We start from the raw sequence: 15181 nt of genomic DNA, 5'->3' as shown, positions 1-15181 counted from the left end.
CAGTGGTACCAGCCCCCACAGATCACGGGAAGTGTCCATGCCAAGAACAACCGACGGACATCTGCGGCTACATGATGATCTGTCAGCAACTCGCGAGTAATCCTTCACCGGAGCCCCACACTCCGCTGATGGACCGTCAATGTCCGTTCAGAGCAAGCGAATCGGCGTCTTGACGGAACTGTCCGAACTGCGTCACATTGAAGCCTCGCATCCGGCGCATCGGGGGGAACCGTCGCCAATGCAGACCATCAGTGACAGATCGGCAGCGGGCACGTTCGTCGTCGCCGACCTGCCGCCCGTCCTCGCGGGAGCGGCGCTCGGCGTCTCGACCGTGGGTGCCGTCCTGGCCTTCGTCGACCTGGACTCTCCGCTGCGCGCTCCGCTCGCGCTCTTCTACCTGGTGGCCGCGCCCGCGGAAGCGGCCGTATTCGCACTGCGCCGACTGGAACCGCTCGCCCGCATGGTGGCGTCTTTATCAGGAGCAGTACTCATCGATCTGCTGACCGCCGAAAGCATGGCAGGTCTGCACCTTTGGTCGACCCGTAACGGCATCACAGCCGTGGGCGTGATCAGCCTTCTTCTCTTCCTGCTGGGTACGGGGGTGAATCGCTCCGGATGCGACCGTGAAAGTCCGGTCAAAAACTGAGAAACGTGAGGCCTCGACTGAGGTCTTGCCATACAGTCCCAATCATCAATACCGTCTTACATCCACCCGCAACGGTCCATCATGCAAAGCAACGCTGGGGGAGGGCTCAAGCGTCGCGATGGATACCGGAGCGGGGCGCGGTAGGGGGGTGCCGTGCTCGGTCTTCGCCATGCGTGGGCCGCAACACGGGCCGCGCGGCCAGCAAAGCCAGCTCACCCAATGAGTGCGGTGCGCCATGCCGTCATGACCGGGGTGAGAACCCCCCTTTCGTAACCGGAAACTCATCCGGACTGCCCGGGGGCGGGCGGTCCACCGGACGAGAGGGACAGAGACTCATCATGACTCCTTCCGTGCGCCCGGCTGTCCCGGGCCAAGATCAATTAATTGCGGAATCGCCGGACAGCCACCCGGATTCCGTCGCCACCAGCCGAATATCCGCTGCGTATCGACCGGTTTCGGCGAATCTCGCCATTGCGCCGCCCGTGAGCGTCGTGATCCCGGCCATGAATGAGGCCGAGAATCTTCCGCACGTGTTCAAGACACTTCCGGACTGGATCCACGAAGTCGTCCTGGTCGACGGGAATTCCACCGACAACACCGTGCAGGTCGCCCGTGAACTGTGGCCCGACGTCAAGGTCGTCAAACAGGTCGGCAAGGGCAAGGGCGACGCCCTGATCAGTGGCTTCGCGGCCTGCACCGGCGACATCATCGTCATGGTCGACGCGGACGGCTCGGCGGACGGCGAGGAGATCGTCAGCTACGTCTCCGCGCTGGTCGGCGGCGCCGACTTCGCCAAGGGGTCCCGCTTCGCCAACGGCGGCGGCACCGACGACATGACCCCGATCCGCAAGCTCGGCAACGCCGTCCTGTGCGGCATCGTGAACCGCAAGTTCGGCGCCCGCTACACCGATCTCTGCTACGGCTACAACGCCTTCTGGAAGCACTGCCTGGACAAGATCGTGCTGGACTGCTCCGGGTTCGAGATCGAGACCCTGATCAACATCCGGATCGTCAAGGCGGGCCTGCGCGTCCAGGAGGTCCCCAGCTACGAGTACAACCGGATCCACGGTGTCTCCAACCTCAGCGCGGTGCGCGACGGGATCCGCGTCCTGAAGGTGATACTCCGGGAGAAGGCGGTCCCCCGGGCGCGTCGGCGCACCCAGGCCGTCTTCCTGAACACACGGCGGGGAGAGGTGTCTTGACGGAGCGTCACTTCTCCGTGGTGATCTGCGTGTACACCGAGGACCGCTGGGAGGACATCCTGGCGGCGGTCGCCTCGGTGCGCACGCAGTCGCTGCCGGCCCTGGAGACGCTGCTCGTGGTGGACCACAACGAGCGGCTCCTGGAACGGCTCACCAAGGAGTTCAAGGAGTACGCGGCGTCCGGGGAGGTGCGGGTGCTCGCCAACGCGGGCCCCCGCGGCCTCTCGGCCGGCCGCAACACGGCGATCTCGATGGCCCGGGGCGAGTTCGTGGCCTTCCTCGACGACGACGCGGTGGCCGAGCGCGACTGGCTGCGGCACTTCGCCGAGGGGTACGAGGACCCGCGCGTGATGGCGGTCGGCGGCCGCACGATGCCCGCCTGGGCCTCGGGCCGCAGGCCCTCCTGGTTCCCCGAGGAGTTCGACTGGATCGTCGGCTGCACCTACCGGGGGCTGCCGCCCGGCCGCGTCGAAGTCCGCAACGTCCTCGGCGGCAACGCCTCCTTCCGTACGTCCGCCTTCGACGCCGCGGGCGGCTTCGCGACCGGCATCGGCCGCGACGGCGACAAGCGGCCGCTGGGCTGCGAGGAGACGGAGCTGTGCATCCGGCTCAGCAAGGCGCTGCCCGACGCCGTGCTGCTCATCGACGACCGCTCGGTGATCCACCACCGGGTGCCCGCGGCCCGCGAACGCTTCGGCTACTTCCGCACGAGGGCGTACGCGGAGGGTCTCTCCAAGGCGCTGGTGGCTCGAAGTGTCGGTTCCGGCAAGGGACTTGAGTCCGAGCGGCGCTACACGACCCGGGTCCTGCCGGCCGGTGTGGTGCGGGGCGTGCGGGACGCGGTGCTCGGCCGGGCCGGGGGCGCGGGCCGCGCGAGCGCCATCGTGGCGGGCGTCGCGGTGGCGACCGGCGGCTATCTGCTCGGCACCGTACGGGCGTTGCGGGGCGGGGTCACCTTCACCGTCGCCCCCATCGAGCGCGTACCGGCCGCGGATCCGAACGAGGAGGGCGAGGCGGCATGACGGCTGCGCGGACGGGGCCCGTGCCCGTCCTCATGTACCACTCGGTGGCGCACAGCCCCGCGAAGGCGGCGTTCGGGCTCTCCGTCGCGCCGGACGCCTTCGCCGACCAGATGGAGCTGCTCGCGGAGCTGGGGCGCACACCCGTCACCACGGCCCAGCTGGCGCACGCCTGGCGCACGGCGGGAGCGCTTCCACGCCGTCCCGTCCTGATCACCTTCGACGACGGCTACGAGGGCGTGCACCGCCACGCCCTGCCGGTCCTCACCAAGCACGGCTTCGCCTCCACGCTCTTCGTCTCCACGGGCTGGCTGCGCGGCCCGTACGACGACGGCAACGCCCTGGACACCATGCTGGACTGGGACCAGGTGCGCGAGCTCGCCGAAGGCGGCTGCGAGATCGGCGGGCACAGTCACAGCCATCCGCAGATGGACCAACTCGGCGATGAGCGGCTCTGGTTCGAGACGCTGCGCTGCAAGGAGATCCTCACCGACGAGCTCGGCCGCCGCCCCGTCTCGTTCGCCTATCCGTACGGCTACTCCAGCCGGCGGGTGCGGCGCACGGTGCGCTCCGCGGGCTTCGCCCAAGCACTCGCCGTGGGCAACGCGCTCGCCGAGCGGCGCCAGGGTCCGTACGCCCTGGAGCGGGTGACGGTGCGGCGCACCACCGGCCTCGACGAGTTCGAGCGGCTCCTCGTGGGCACCGGCCGCGACATCGCGCGCACCTTCGCCGGTGACCGCGTCCTGACCAAGGGCTACGCCCTGGTCCGCGCGGCCCGGCGGGCCCGGCGGGGGCTCGGCGGCGACTGAGAGAGCCCCTATCCGGACCGGCCCGGCCACAGGCTCTGACGACCGGCCAGAACCAGAAGGTGAGCGGTACCCGTGGCTGACGTGAGCACCGCCCAGGACCTCGGCACTTCGACCTCGGACAGGCGCCGGGGCACCCCCCTCTTCCGCAACGCCTACGCCCTGATGCTGAACACGGGCATCAGCGCGGTGCTCGGGCTCGGCTTCTGGCTGGTCGCCGCCCGGTACTACACCGATGACGCGGTCGGCCAGGGCTCGGCGGCGATCGCCGCGATGAAGTTCCTCGCCGGGATCACCGCGCTGACCCTGACCGGGGCGATGGCGCGCTTCATCCCCGTGTCGGGCGCCGCCACCGGCCGTCTGGTCCTGCGCACCTATGCGCTGAGCGCGTGCGTCGTCGGGGTGGCCGCGCTGGTCTTCATGGAGACGCTCGACTTCTGGGGGCCCTCGTACCGGTTCCTGCACGGCCCGTTCAAGGGGCTCGGCTTCATCGCGGCGGTCATCGCCTGGTCGATCCTCACCCTGCAGGACGGCGTGCTCACCGGGCTGCGCAGTGCGTTCTGGGTGCCGGTCGGCAACACCGCGTTCTCGGCGGTCAAGCTGCTGCTCCTGGTGGCGATCGCGGCCGCGCTGCCGACCAGCGGCGTCTTCGTGTCGTGGGTCGCGGCGATCGCGGTGTCCGTGGTGCCGCTGGGCTGGCTGGTGTTCCGGCGCCTGGTCCCGCGCCATGTGGAGCTCACCGTGCGCACCGCCCGGCCGCCGAGCTACCGGGAGCTGGGCCGCTTCCTGGCCGGCGACTACACGGGTTCGCTGTTCGCGCTCGCCGTGGTCTACCTCGTGCCGGTGATCGTGGCCTCGCAGATCAGCTCGGCCGACAACGCGTACTTCTACATCACCGCGACCATCGGCGGCACCGTCGAACTGCTCGCCATCAACATGGGCGCCTCTTTGACCGTCGAGGGCGCGCACGATCCCGAGCGGCTGGGCCGCAACGCGCGGGCCGCACTGTTGCGGATGATCAAGATCGTGGTGCCGATCTGCGCTTTCCTCTTCGCCTTCGCGCCGCACATCCTGCACGTCTTCGGCGAGGGGTACGCCCGTCATGCCACGGCGCTGCTGCGCTGGCTGGTGGTCGGGGCGCTGCTGCGGGTGGTGATCGAGCTGTACTTCGCGGTGCTCCGCGCACAGAGCCGGACGGCCGGACTCGCCTGTCTCCAGGGCGCGTTGTGCGTTCTGGTGCTGGGTTCCACGCTCGCGTTGCTGCCTCCCCTCGGCCTGACCGGCGTGGGCATCGCGGAGGCGGCGAGCCTGTCGGTGATCGCGGCGATCGCGGCGGTGAAGCTGTTCGGGGTGCTGCGCTCGGCCTAGGGTCCGCCCGGCGGACAGGCCCTGGCGTCAGCGGGTCAACGCGTCAGCCAGCGCACCTCGTAGGCGGCCATGGGGAACGACTTGCCGTCGACCTTGGCGTCGATGGCACGGTCGATGGTGTTGACGACGAGCACGTCCTTGGCGCTCGCGAGCACCCGCACGTTCGGCACGTCATCGGCGGCGACGCTCACCGTGGTGAGGCCGGTGCCCGGCGGGAACGCCTTGGCGAACTTGGCGATCAGCGCGTACATGGGCAACTCCCGTCCCCCGCCGCCCTGTTGGGTCGGCGTCCACAGACAGCCGGGACACGGGCCGCTCTGCTCCTCGGGGCTCCAGTAGAAGGCGGTGGCGGCACCGCCGCGCGCCAGGGCCATCAGGCCGGCGGCCTGCGTGGCGACGCGCCGCTGCTCGTTCCAGCCGGACTTCTCGGGCTCGACATAGTACTCGGCCCACCACACCGGCAGGCCGGACTGCTCGCGCACCCACTCGCTGACGGCGGTCAGCTTGTCGGTGGCGCCGAAGGCATCGGGAATCAGCTGGTTGGTACGGGTGAAGCCGGCGCCGTCGACCACCGCGAAGTCGGCGCCCTTCCTGTGCTTGTTCCAGTACGTGAAGGCGTCGAGCACCCGCTGGTCGACCGAGCCCCAGGGGCCCTTCAGGGCGGACGCGTAGGACTGGTCCTGCGGCCCATAGCTGTCCATGACCAGGTAGGGGCCGCCGACCAGATTGTTCCTGTCGACCTTCTTCAGGGCGTCGTACACCTGGTTGTAGAGCTGGGTGTAGCCCTCGTAGTTCCAGCGCTGGGCGGTGTCGTCGTAGAAGCCCTTGAGCTCGTTCCAGACGATGAAGTGCCGTACGTCCGGATAGCGTTGAGCCACCTTGGCGGCCAGCGCCGCGAAGTCCTTGTAGTGGGTGGGCAGCGGCGCCGACTCCAGCGCCTTCACGCTCCAGTCCGTCCTGCTCGCCCCGGTCCGGCCGCCCTTCATCCAGTCGGGCGCGCAGCACAGGGTGATGACGGGGGTGGCGCCGGTGGAGCGGATGTAGTGGACGCGCCGGTCGAGATCCGAGAAGTCGTACGTGCCCGGTGACGGTTCGGGGTTGCCGGCGCCCCAGCCCATGATCGCCTGGTTCTGCGGCAGGCCCTGCGCCGAGAGCAGGTCGCGGGCGCGCTTCACGGCATCGTCGTCGCCGGTGTCCGCGCTGTACTGGGTGTGGGTGAAGCCCCAGCCGAGCGCGGTGTCGGTGTTGCTCGCACCGGTGCGGCCGGGTCCGGCCCCGCCCGCGTTTGTGTTCGTACCGCCGCACATGGCGAGGACGAGGGCGAGTGCGGCGAGGAGGACGGCGGCCAGGACCGCCGAGGTCCGGTGCCGGGGCGCCCTGGAGTTCCGGCTCCGGACGGCGGTTCCTCGATGACGTTCCATCACGGGGCAGCGTATCGGCGGCAGTTGGCATTCCGGCCAGTTTTACCGGAACAGGGACAGAACGTCCCCCAACCGTCAACGGGACAAAACAGGTGCACGCGCGGGCGCGGTGCCGGATCATGGGCGGCATGTCTACCCCAGAAGCCGCGCTGCCGATCCGGCTGACCGTGGACGACAGCGATTCGCCCTCCGATGTCGTCGACGCGCTCTTCCTCGGCCGCTTCGCCACGGGCGAGCAGCCGTTCTCGCACAGCTCGTCCATCGACCGGGTCAAGAAGGGCTTCAGCCTGCTGCCTCCCACCGCGAAGGTGCTGCGCGCCGCCCACGACGACGACCGCAGCGCGACCCTCGCCGAGGGCGAGGGCTGGACACTGCTCGTCTCGCGCTGGAACCGGGGCGCGGACGTGACCGTGACCGCGACCACCGAGGAGCTCGCCGCGCAGGTGCTGAAACAGGCCACCGAGGGCGCCGAGGACGAGCCGGAGCCGCAGCCCGAGAACGTCACCATGGGCTTTTGGTACGTGTCCCCGCGGCGCGGCCCGCACCGCACGACCCGGCAGATCGCGGCCGGCACCTGGGACGAGGTGCGGCCCAACTACACGGCACCGGTGGCCGATGCGATGGACCGCCTGATGAAGGTGACCCCGGACGACATCGCGGGCCGGCTGCTCCTGCTCCACGGGCCGCCGGGCACCGGAAAGACCTCCGCGCTGCGCACCCTGGCCCGGTCCTGGCGCGACTGGTGCCAGGTGGACTGCGTGCTCGACCCGGAGCGGCTCTTCAACGACGTCGGCTATCTGATGGACATCGCGATCGGCGAGGACGACGGCAGCGCGAAGGGCCGCTGGCGGCTGCTCCTCCTGGAGGACTGCGACGAGCTGATCCGCGGCGAGGCCAAGCACACGGCGGGCCAGGCCCTTTCGAGGCTGCTCAACCTCACGGACGGCCTGCTCGGCCAGGGCCGCAACGTCCTGGTGGGCGTCACCACCAACGAGGACCTGGAGCGCCTGCACCCCGCGGTGGTACGCCCCGGCCGCTGCCTCGCCCGCATCGAGGTCGGCCCGCTGACCCGGGCGGAGGCGGTCGGCTGGCTGGGCACGGAGGAGGGCGTCGCCCGGGACGGCACCACGCTGGCCGAGCTGTACGCCCTGCGCCGCGGCACGTCCCCGGCGTCGGTGCCGGATCAGCGGGCGGGGGCGGACGAGGGGCTGTATCTGTAACTCCCCGCGTCTTGTGATCCCCTGTGCCCCCCAAAGGGGCGCGGGGCTGTGACATTGTGCGGCTCCGCCGCGATGGGGGTCCCCCCTGTTCGAGCGAAGCCGAGAACTTGGGGGAGGGACCAGCCACCCACAGCCCGCACTCGGAACCCTCACCGCCGGAGGCTTTGGGGGAAGGGGCGGGGTGGGGCAGAGCCCGGCGCAGGCGTCTACTTCCCGTACGCCGCCCGCAGCGCGTCCTCGACCGCCGCGCGCGCGGCATCCCGCCCGAGCCCGAGCCGGTGGACCTCCCCCGCGTACGCCGCCGCGGCCGCCGCGGCGAGCCGTTCCGACGCGTCCCCGGCCGCCGCGATGAACGTCCCGTTGCGGCCCCGGGTCTCGATGACCCCGTCCGCCTCAAGGGCCCGGTAGGCCTTGGCCACCGTGTTCGCGGCGAGCCCGAGATCCTCCGCGAGGCCCCGGACGGTGGGCAGTTTGTAGCCCACCGGCAGCTTCCCGGACCGGGCCCGGTCGGCGATCTGGGCGCGCAGTTGCTCGTACGGCGCGGTGGCCGCGCCCTGGTCGATCACGATCTTGAGGGTCACAGCCCGATTGTCCCCCGCGGAACCGGCTCCGCGAAAACGGGCGGCGCCGTGGGTGGGCCGTAGATGGGGCCGCGGATGGTTCCGGCTCACCCCAGGGAAGCGGAGGGCACTCGGCTCGCCCTCCCTCGAAAATGGGAGGCACCCGATCTGCGGCCCCGCGTACCGTGCGAATCCTTCCGCTACGAGATATGTGCCACGGAGGTACGTCATGTCCACGAGTTCGGCCGAGGCCGGCACCCGTATCGAGGTCGTCCTGGTCAAGGCCGGGCGTACGAAGCTGCGTTATCCGGCGTCGGTGGTGTCCGACGACGGCACCCGGCTGACCGTGCGCGCCCCTTGGGCGGCGGAGGGCATCCGCGACTTCGGCTTCGTACGCTTCGAGCCCGGCGACGTGTTCACCGAGCACTACTGGCGCGACCGGTGGTACGCCGTGAAGGAAGTCCGCGACGCCGACTCGGTGCTCAAGGGCTGGTACTGCGACATCGCCCGGCCCGCGGTGGTCCAGGACGGCGAGGTGATCGCCGAGGACCTCGACCTGGACCTCTGGCTCTCGGCCGACGGCGCGACCGTACTGCGCCTGGACGAGGACGAGTTCGCCGCGAGCGGCCTGGCCGAGCGCGACCCGCAGGCCGCCGCCCGCGCCGTGGCCGCCCTGGAGGAGCTCGAACTCCTCGCGAAACTGGGCCAGTTCACGGCACTGATCGACTGAGGACCGCCGGGCCTGCGGGGACGCACCCCCTGCGGGCCCGCCGCTCCAGCCCGTGGGCGGCACGTATCCCGCACGCCTGCGACGACCGTGCGTCGGGAGAGTGCATCGCGCGAACTCGTGACGACCGCGCCTCGGGAGCGCGCATCCCGAGTGCCCGTGACGACCGCGCGTCGGCCGTGCCCATTGCACCGGCCCGTGGCGACCACGCCTCGGGAGTGCGCATCGCGCGAGCCCCCGAAGCCCGCCCGCTGACGGCGCGCAACCCCCGCTCTCGCGACGGCGACTCCGGTCAGGCCGCAACCGGGCGATCATCGCCCGCCACCGCGGCCGCCGTAGCGACCACCACATACCGTTCATCGTCCACCTCGCGTCCCCACAACCGCGCGTCCCCGGACAGCCGTTCACAGCGCGCCTCGGCCGTCAACTCGCCGAGTGTGCCCATGAGTTGCTCGGCGGGTATGCCGGCGTTGCCCCACACCCCCTCGACCAGGATCAGCCGGCCGCCCGGCCGCAGCAGCGACCACCAGTGCCGCAGCGCCGCTTCGTGGTCGGGCAGGGCCCACACCACGTGGCGGGCCAGGATCACGTCGAAGGTGCGCCCTTCGACGGGCGGCCGCGCCGCGTCCCCGGTCAGCACCTCGGCGCCGGTGCCGGCCAGCTTGGCGCGGGCCCGCTCGACCATCCGGGGCGACAGGTCGACGCCCGTGATCCGGTGGCCCCGCCCGGCGGCGAGCAGCGACAGGCTCCCGGTGCCGCACCCGAGGTCGAGCAACTCGCCCGCCCGGTCCGGCAGCCACCCCGCGAGGCGCTCGTCCCACGCGGCCCGCACCGAGGGGTCGAGCAGGCCGTGATCGGGCTCCTCGTCGAACGTGTCAGCGGCTTCGTCCCAGTTGATGTCCATGCCCCGATCGTGCCAGGCACCACTGACAATCGGCCCGGCGATCAGCTTCGGCCCGCCTCGCCACCGGCTCGCGGGCAGAGCACCTTGCGGTAGTGCAGGCGGTCGTACGGCCCTTCCACACGCCGCTCGACGAGTTCGTACCCGTACCGCGGATAGATCTTCTGGTTCTCCCACATCATGGCGTTGGTGTAGAGCCGGACCTCGGGCAGGCCGAGCGTGCGCGCGTGCTCGTCCACGAAGTGCAGCAGCCGGCGCCCGAGGCCGGTGCCCTTGACGTCGGGGTGGACGGAGATCGAGTCGAGGAAGAGGTGGTCCGGCTCCGGGACGAGGACCAGGACCCCGACGACCGGGTCGCCGACGACGAAGACCCGCCCGGCCGCGACGTTCGCCGCGTGGTCGGCCTCCATGGGGACGGGCACGACGCCGATCCGTTCGACATAGGGGTGGTAGGCGGCGTCGGTGACCTCCTTCACGCGCGGTACGTCGTCGGGGTTCGCGAGCCGTATCTCATCGTTCATGGGGCCACGGTACGTCTCGGGCGGGCCTGTTCTTAATCAGTTCTGAGTGGCTCCTTAAAGCGACCATAAGGATCGCCATCACCCGCTCCCAGCAGGGGATTTCATGGTTTCTCAGGGCTAGCGTGCTGATCGCCGGACGGGACATCCGGCCGTCACGAACCCCCCACTCCCCCCATGCCCGCGCACCGTCGAAGGAGTACGCCACGATGACCTTCCCCAAGCTCTCCACCGCGTTCGAGCAGCGGGGACCCCGTCGGCGCAGGGCCGCCGTCGTCGCCGCCCTCGGCTTCACGCCGCTCACCCTGACGGGGCTCGCGGCCGGGCCCGCCGCGGCCCACGGCTCCATGACGGATCCGGTCAGCCGGGTCTCGGCCTGTTACGCGGAGGGTCCCGAGAGCGCCAAGTCGGCGGCGTGCAAGGCGGCCGTCGCGGTCAGTGGTGCGCAGGCTTTCTACGACTGGAACGCGGTGAACATGGCCAACGCCGCGGGCAGGTCGAAGGAGATCATCCCGGACGGCAAGCTGTGCAGCGGCGGCAACGACAAGTACAAGGGCCTCGACCTGCCGCGCGGCGACTGGCCGGCCACCAAGTTGTCGGCGGGCAACCACACCTTCCACTACAAGGGAACAGCCCCGCACAAGGGCTCGTTCGAGCTGTACGTCACCAAGGACGGCTACGACCCGTCGAAGCCGCTGAAGTGGTCGGACCTGGAGGCGACGCCGTTCGTCAAGGTCACCGACCCGCCGATGCAGGGCGGCGACTACGTCTTCGAAGGGAAGATCCCGGCCCGTTCGGGACGTCACCTGATCTACTCGATCTGGCAGCGCTCGGACAGCCCCGAGGCCTTCTACACCTGCTCCGACGTGGTGTTCGGCAAGGACAGCGGTGCAGCGGGCCCCCCCGCTCCGGCGGCCTCCGCGCCGACCGACCAGGAGATCGCGGACGGCGCGTCCAAGTCGACGGTCCAGCATCACCACGGTGGCGCCACCACGGGTACGCAGCCAAGCACCGCGCCTGCGCCGGCGGCCAAAACCGGCAACAAGCCGCAGGAAAACGGGGCCGCTGCCACTCCGGTCGCCGCGACCGGCACGCAGAACCTCGCCGAGACCGGGGGCGACAGCAGCACCCCGTACCTCGCCATCGGGGGTGCGGGCGCCATCGCCGTCGGCGCCGCGGCGCTCTTCGCGACGCTCCGCCGCAAGGCCGTGGCGGCGGGCCGCCACAGCCGCTGACCCGCACGCGGAGGCCGCCCCTCCCGGACACCGGGAGGGGCGGCCGCGTACGGTCGCACGGCCCGAACGGCGGTCAGCCGATCACGGAGGCGCAGGTGGTGGGGGTGGCGTGCGCCGGGTCCAGCGCGTTGGCCACCTCGTGATAGGCGACGCGGTCGGTGAGACCGATCGCCACGTGTTCGGACAGGTCGAGCGAGCACTTGTCCTGGATGAGGACGTTGTTGACGTCGGGACCGTCCAGGAACTGCGAGCGGTAGGGGGTGACCACCTCGTCGTACTTGGTCGCGATGACCGTGTAGTGAACTCCGGGGACGGTGTCGCCGCCCTGGTTCAGCTTGGTGACGAAGGGGGATCCGGCCATCTGGTCGGCGAGTCCCGGCGTGGCGAGGGTCAGCAGGTCCTGGGCGCCGGGGAAGTACGGCAGGAGCTGGGTGAGGCCGTCGAGGGTGGTGCCGTGGTTGTCGGGGGCGATCCCGACGAGGGCGTTGACCTTGGAGGCGCCGCCGAGGAACTTCAGGTACCAGCGCGGCATCAGGCCGCCCTGGGAGTGGCCGACCAGATCGGCCTTGGGTGCGCCGGTCGAGGCGAGCACCTTGTCGACGAAGGTCGAGAGTTGGGCCGCCGACTTGTCGAGGGGGCCGAGGCCGTCGAACAGGGGCACGCCGGGAAGCTGGCCGTAGTCGAGGGAGAAGACGCAGTACCCGCGGTTGACCAGATAGGGGGCGAGGGCCAGCCAGTTGTCGGTGCCGTTGCCGAAGGTTCCGTGTACGAGGACGACGGGCCGGGGGTGGGCGGCGGACGGTTTGCAGGAGTAGTTGTTCCAGCCGCTGCTGGGCGCGGACTGGGCATGCGCGGCGGTTGCCGGGGCGAGGGAGGCCGCGGCGGCGAGCAACAGCGCCGACAGCGGTCTGAGCACACGTTTCCAGGGCAGCATCGGGTGATCTCCTTGCGGCTCAAGGGAGTTGCGATGGGGGGTTTCGCCCTGCGGCCCGGACCACAAGTGAGGTGCCGTACTGGGTGCGTACGGGGCGTGCTCACGCCAAATTACGCACGAGTAGCGTAGGAGTGAAGTTACGCGTCAGTAAAAAGTGTCGTGTCGTGGTGTGACGGGCTCACGTCGCGCTGAACTTCTGGGTGCTGTCCGCTCGGGCCGCCTGGGTCTGCCACGCCGTGATTCGCCTGATGATGACGATGACCAGCACGCCTGCCATCACAAGGAGCGCCGCGAGCAGAGTCGAGACGTTCGCGTTGTTCAGCAGGTCCTGCTCGGAGGTGGCCTCCTCCGTGGCCAAGCGCCATTGGATTGGCCTGACGACGAGGGCCCCCACGAAAGCAGCCCACCAGGCGCTGATCACGGCGATGGAGGCAGGCAGCCGAGGAGCGCTGGCCCTCCAGATGTCCGTCACGACCTGGTACGGGTACCACAAGTTGGCCGCCGGGACTGTCCAGGCACCGATGACCCAGCCCCGGGATCGGCGTTGTGAGTCAGCACCGCTCATCAGCTCGACGTTGATCCGCGCCCGCCACAGCCAGACGAGGAACGCCACGCCTGCCGCGAACCACACCACCAGGCTCGGCCATGAAGCAATCTTCGCGAGGGCATCGGAGTCGGCGGCCCGGAGGTCGGCCTCCGTCGCCGCCCCGGTCAGGTAGTCGTGAACGACGTAATAGCCACGCCAGTTGCCTACCGAGACCAGTACCTCGCGCACGAGCTCCAACAAGATCAGCGCTGTCGCGACGGTGGCCGCGCCGGTCAGCGGCCTGTGCCCCTGCGTATTGGCCGGGCTCACGCTCGCAGGCACACCTTGCTGTTGGCTGTCCATGGATCCTCCTGAAGAAGTCGGACTTCGGGATCGCGCTACCGGATGGCGGCGGCTAGCTGCACCGCCCGGAATGCCAGGGCCAGGGCGGCAGCCGCCAGGAATCCCTTGCCCAGCGTGGCCAGCTGGCCGGTGTCGGCCCGCATGACGACCATGCGCCCACGGACCCCCACGGATGCCAGTGCGTCCTTCATGGCGCCGGCCGCACGGCGCGCCGACGAAGCCACCGACGTGGGGCCCAGAGTCGCCTTGATGGCGGCGCGCACGCCTTTGCCTCGCGCCCCATCGGTGCCGGGAGCGGTCTTCACCGGGTGCACATGCGGCATCCAACCGGGGCCGAAGGTGATGGCGGTGGAGATCCAGGGGTCGCCCGCGGACACCGTCTCCAGCCGAGCCGGGATGGGCAGCACCTGGTCCAGCCGTTCGGCCACGCCCGCCGGTTGACCGGGTGTCAGCAGGATCAGTTTGCCGGGGGGCTGGGTTGCGATTGCCTGCCCGAGCTCCCACCACAGTCCCTCGCCCACGCCCACGCGCAACACGATGAACCGGGACAGGTGCATCAGCTGGAGGATCACCGGCTGCCAGTCGTCGAGCGGCAGGTAGAACCGCGCCGCGCCGAGGTGCGGCATCGGCTCCCCGGGCCTGCCCACCGCGATCACGGGGCCGAAGGCCCGCAAGGTACCGGCGAGTTGCTCCTCCCGCGAATGAATGTTGAGAGCCACCCCGTCGTCGACCTGGGCCGAAGTGTGGTCGTCGGCGAAGCTGCGCAGGTAGAGCACGGGCTGGCGGCCGTCGGCGAGCAGGGCACGGGCGGCGCCGCGCGCCGAGCGCGGGCGGGAGTAGCGCAGGATCAGGAAGCCGGCCCCCAGTGCGACCAGGCCGACCGGCACCAGGAGCACCTGCACCACCAACGGCATCGTGAAGGTGGATTTCTGCCGTTGAGCCGCGCTGGTTGCCAGGAGACCCGTCGTGAACAGCATGTACCCGCTCGCGCTGGCCGCCAGGAACACCGGCCGCCACCACCACGGCCGGCGCGGGGTGAAATGGCTGACCAACTCGGCAACCTCCGAGGCACGCGCCCGGCGGCGTCGCCGCAGCCACAGCGCGGGCACGGCGAACACCCCGGTGGCCAGCGCCAACCACAGCGTGGCGGCGTCCAACGAGTCGAGTTCGTCGTCGAGCGCCGCCTGATCGTGCTCGGCCTTCTCCGCCAGGTTGCCCGCTTGCTCGCGGGCGGCGGGAAGGTCGCCCTTCTCGACACTTCCGGCGGAGGAGGAGACCGCGGACCGGCTTTCCCCGGACCGGGCGTTCTCCTTGAACCACGCCTCGCCCTCAAGGATGTCGGCGCGCTCGGACGCGTCCCCGGCGCCGTAGCGGTCCAGCGCGGCGACGAAGGCCTCGGCCCGCGCCGGGGCATCGTGGAAATCGTGGCGGGCGCGCAGGTCCAGACCCGCGGTGATCGCCACATGCAGCGTGACGTAGGCGGTGAGAACCACGGTCGCGGTAATCAGCCGAGCAGACGTCCGTAAACCAGAAGACACCTCAATGCACCCCCGTGACATTGCTGCAGCAGCGGTCGTCAGGCGCGGACGCCCGCTCCTGGCACGCCGGTCCACAGAACGTGACCGCAGGCCGGCGAATTCAGAGCCTGTGTCTAAACCCCGCCCGGGCCCGCGGCGCCTGGCACGCACGCTCGCGGCGTTGCCGAAACGCCCTAGTAGCTCCGCTACGAGGACCT

General features: G+C 70.3%; 13 protein-coding genes and 2 pseudogenes. 8 read left to right on the top strand and 7 right to left on the bottom strand.

From position 1 onward, the window contains the following. The first annotated feature begins 139 nt into the window (after window positions 1-139). The 5 genes and pseudogenes from ACWC2B_RS34760 to ACWC2B_RS34740 all read left to right on the top strand — a co-directional run. Window positions 140-646, top strand: a complete 507-nt coding sequence (locus tag ACWC2B_RS34760) for a hypothetical protein (protein ID WP_450723773.1) — start codon at window positions 140-142, stop codon at window positions 644-646. A 338-nt stretch (window positions 647-984) separates the two neighbouring features. Further along, a complete protein-coding gene (locus tag ACWC2B_RS34755) occupies window positions 985-1848 on the top strand; it encodes a glycosyltransferase family 2 protein (RefSeq protein WP_450723771.1) in 864 nt (287 codons plus the stop codon). Next, on the top strand, window positions 1845-2870 hold the full coding sequence (locus tag ACWC2B_RS34750) for a glycosyltransferase family 2 protein (RefSeq protein WP_450723769.1): 1026 nt from the start codon (window positions 1845-1847) through the stop codon (window positions 2868-2870). The genes ACWC2B_RS34755 and ACWC2B_RS34750 overlap by 4 nt, the downstream gene beginning before the upstream one ends. Further along, the gene (locus ACWC2B_RS34745; protein WP_450723767.1) at window positions 2867-3676 is read left to right on the top strand and encodes a polysaccharide deacetylase family protein; all 810 of its coding nucleotides are present in this window, start codon (window positions 2867-2869) and stop codon (window positions 3674-3676) included. The genes ACWC2B_RS34750 and ACWC2B_RS34745 overlap by 4 nt, the downstream gene beginning before the upstream one ends. 162 nt (window positions 3677-3838) lie before the next feature. Then, a pseudogene (locus ACWC2B_RS34740) lies at window positions 3839-5038 on the top strand (lipopolysaccharide biosynthesis protein); the annotation flags it as partial. A gap of 38 nt (window positions 5039-5076) precedes the next feature. On the opposite strand, the gene ACWC2B_RS34735 reads toward ACWC2B_RS34740, so the two are convergent. After that, window positions 5077-6462 (bottom strand): xylan 1,4-beta-xylosidase, encoded by a 1386-nt coding sequence (locus ACWC2B_RS34735; RefSeq protein ID WP_450723765.1) that lies wholly within the window; start codon window positions 6460-6462, stop codon window positions 5077-5079. A 128-nt stretch (window positions 6463-6590) separates the two neighbouring features. Here ACWC2B_RS34735 and ACWC2B_RS34730 point away from each other — a divergent pair, with 128 nt between their 5' ends. Continuing rightward, window positions 6591-7682: a DUF5925 domain-containing protein gene (locus tag ACWC2B_RS34730; protein WP_450723763.1), complete on the top strand. Its 1092-nt coding sequence runs from the start codon at window positions 6591-6593 to the stop codon at window positions 7680-7682. Between the two features lie 206 nt (window positions 7683-7888). Here the strand turns inward: ACWC2B_RS34730 and ACWC2B_RS34725 are convergent, their stop codons facing one another. Beyond that, a complete protein-coding gene (locus ACWC2B_RS34725; protein ID WP_450723761.1) occupies window positions 7889-8263 on the bottom strand; it encodes a GntR family transcriptional regulator in 375 nt (124 codons plus the stop codon). Window positions 8264-8471: 208 nt separating this feature from the next. Here ACWC2B_RS34725 and ACWC2B_RS34720 point away from each other — a divergent pair, with 208 nt between their 5' ends. Further along, on the top strand, window positions 8472-8972 hold the full coding sequence (locus tag ACWC2B_RS34720; protein ID WP_450723759.1) for a DUF402 domain-containing protein: 501 nt from the start codon (window positions 8472-8474) through the stop codon (window positions 8970-8972). Between the two features lie 328 nt (window positions 8973-9300). On the opposite strand, the pseudogene ACWC2B_RS34715 reads toward ACWC2B_RS34720, so the two are convergent. Both ACWC2B_RS34715 and ACWC2B_RS34710 read right to left on the bottom strand, forming a co-directional pair. Next, window positions 9301-9873 (bottom strand): annotated as a pseudogene (locus ACWC2B_RS34715) (class I SAM-dependent methyltransferase); the annotation flags it as partial. A gap of 41 nt (window positions 9874-9914) precedes the next feature. Beyond that, the gene (locus ACWC2B_RS34710) at window positions 9915-10391 is read right to left on the bottom strand and encodes a GNAT family N-acetyltransferase (protein ID WP_450723757.1); all 477 of its coding nucleotides are present in this window, start codon (window positions 10389-10391) and stop codon (window positions 9915-9917) included. Window positions 10392-10597: 206 nt separating this feature from the next. On the opposite strand from ACWC2B_RS34710, the gene ACWC2B_RS34705 reads away from it, so the two are divergent. After that, window positions 10598-11623, top strand: coding sequence for a lytic polysaccharide monooxygenase auxiliary activity family 9 protein (locus ACWC2B_RS34705; RefSeq protein ID WP_450723755.1), 1026 nt, complete (start codon window positions 10598-10600; stop codon window positions 11621-11623). Window positions 11624-11696: 73 nt separating this feature from the next. Here ACWC2B_RS34705 and ACWC2B_RS34700 read toward each other — a convergent pair whose 3' ends face one another. The 3 genes from ACWC2B_RS34700 to ACWC2B_RS34690 all read right to left on the bottom strand — a co-directional run bounded on the left by ACWC2B_RS34700 (window position 11697) and on the right by ACWC2B_RS34690 (window position 14939). Further along, the gene (locus tag ACWC2B_RS34700) at window positions 11697-12557 is read right to left on the bottom strand and encodes an esterase/lipase family protein (protein ID WP_450723753.1); all 861 of its coding nucleotides are present in this window, start codon (window positions 12555-12557) and stop codon (window positions 11697-11699) included. 178 nt (window positions 12558-12735) lie between these two features. Next, window positions 12736-13446 carry a DUF4328 domain-containing protein gene (locus tag ACWC2B_RS34695; protein WP_450723751.1) on the bottom strand — a complete coding sequence of 237 codons (711 nt, stop codon included), beginning with the start codon at window positions 13444-13446 and terminating at the stop codon, window positions 12736-12738. A 35-nt stretch (window positions 13447-13481) separates the two neighbouring features. Beyond that, the gene (locus ACWC2B_RS34690) at window positions 13482-14939 is read right to left on the bottom strand and encodes a transferase (protein WP_450723749.1); all 1458 of its coding nucleotides are present in this window, start codon (window positions 14937-14939) and stop codon (window positions 13482-13484) included. Between the last annotated feature and the right edge of the window lie 242 nt (window positions 14940-15181).

The organism is Streptomyces sp. NPDC001415 (assembly GCF_053597395.1).
The sequence above is the reverse complement of the archived record's forward strand: the minus strand, read 5'-3'. Positions and strand labels throughout refer to the sequence as shown.

Excerpts from the sequence above, each read along its gene's own strand:
- ACWC2B_RS34760 (WP_450723773.1), top strand. The coding sequence starts at position 140 with ATGTCCGTTCAGAGCAAGCGAATCGGCGTCTTGACGGAACTGTCCGAA.
- ACWC2B_RS34755 (WP_450723771.1), top strand. The coding sequence starts at position 985 with ATGACTCCTTCCGTGCGCCCGGCTGTCCCGGGCCAAGATCAATTAATT.
- ACWC2B_RS34745 (WP_450723767.1), top strand. The coding sequence starts at position 2,867 with ATGACGGCTGCGCGGACGGGGCCCGTGCCCGTCCTCATGTACCACTCG.
- ACWC2B_RS34735 (WP_450723765.1), bottom strand. The coding sequence starts at position 6,462 with ATGGAACGTCATCGAGGAACCGCCGTCCGGAGCCGGAACTCCAGGGCG.
- ACWC2B_RS34730 (WP_450723763.1), top strand. The coding sequence starts at position 6,591 with ATGTCTACCCCAGAAGCCGCGCTGCCGATCCGGCTGACCGTGGACGAC.
- ACWC2B_RS34720 (WP_450723759.1), top strand. The coding sequence starts at position 8,472 with ATGTCCACGAGTTCGGCCGAGGCCGGCACCCGTATCGAGGTCGTCCTG.
- ACWC2B_RS34710 (WP_450723757.1), bottom strand. The coding sequence starts at position 10,391 with ATGAACGATGAGATACGGCTCGCGAACCCCGACGACGTACCGCGCGTG.
- ACWC2B_RS34705 (WP_450723755.1), top strand. The coding sequence starts at position 10,598 with ATGACCTTCCCCAAGCTCTCCACCGCGTTCGAGCAGCGGGGACCCCGT.
- ACWC2B_RS34700 (WP_450723753.1), bottom strand. The coding sequence starts at position 12,557 with ATGCTGCCCTGGAAACGTGTGCTCAGACCGCTGTCGGCGCTGTTGCTC.
- ACWC2B_RS34695 (WP_450723751.1), bottom strand. The coding sequence starts at position 13,446 with ATGGACAGCCAACAGCAAGGTGTGCCTGCGAGCGTGAGCCCGGCCAAT.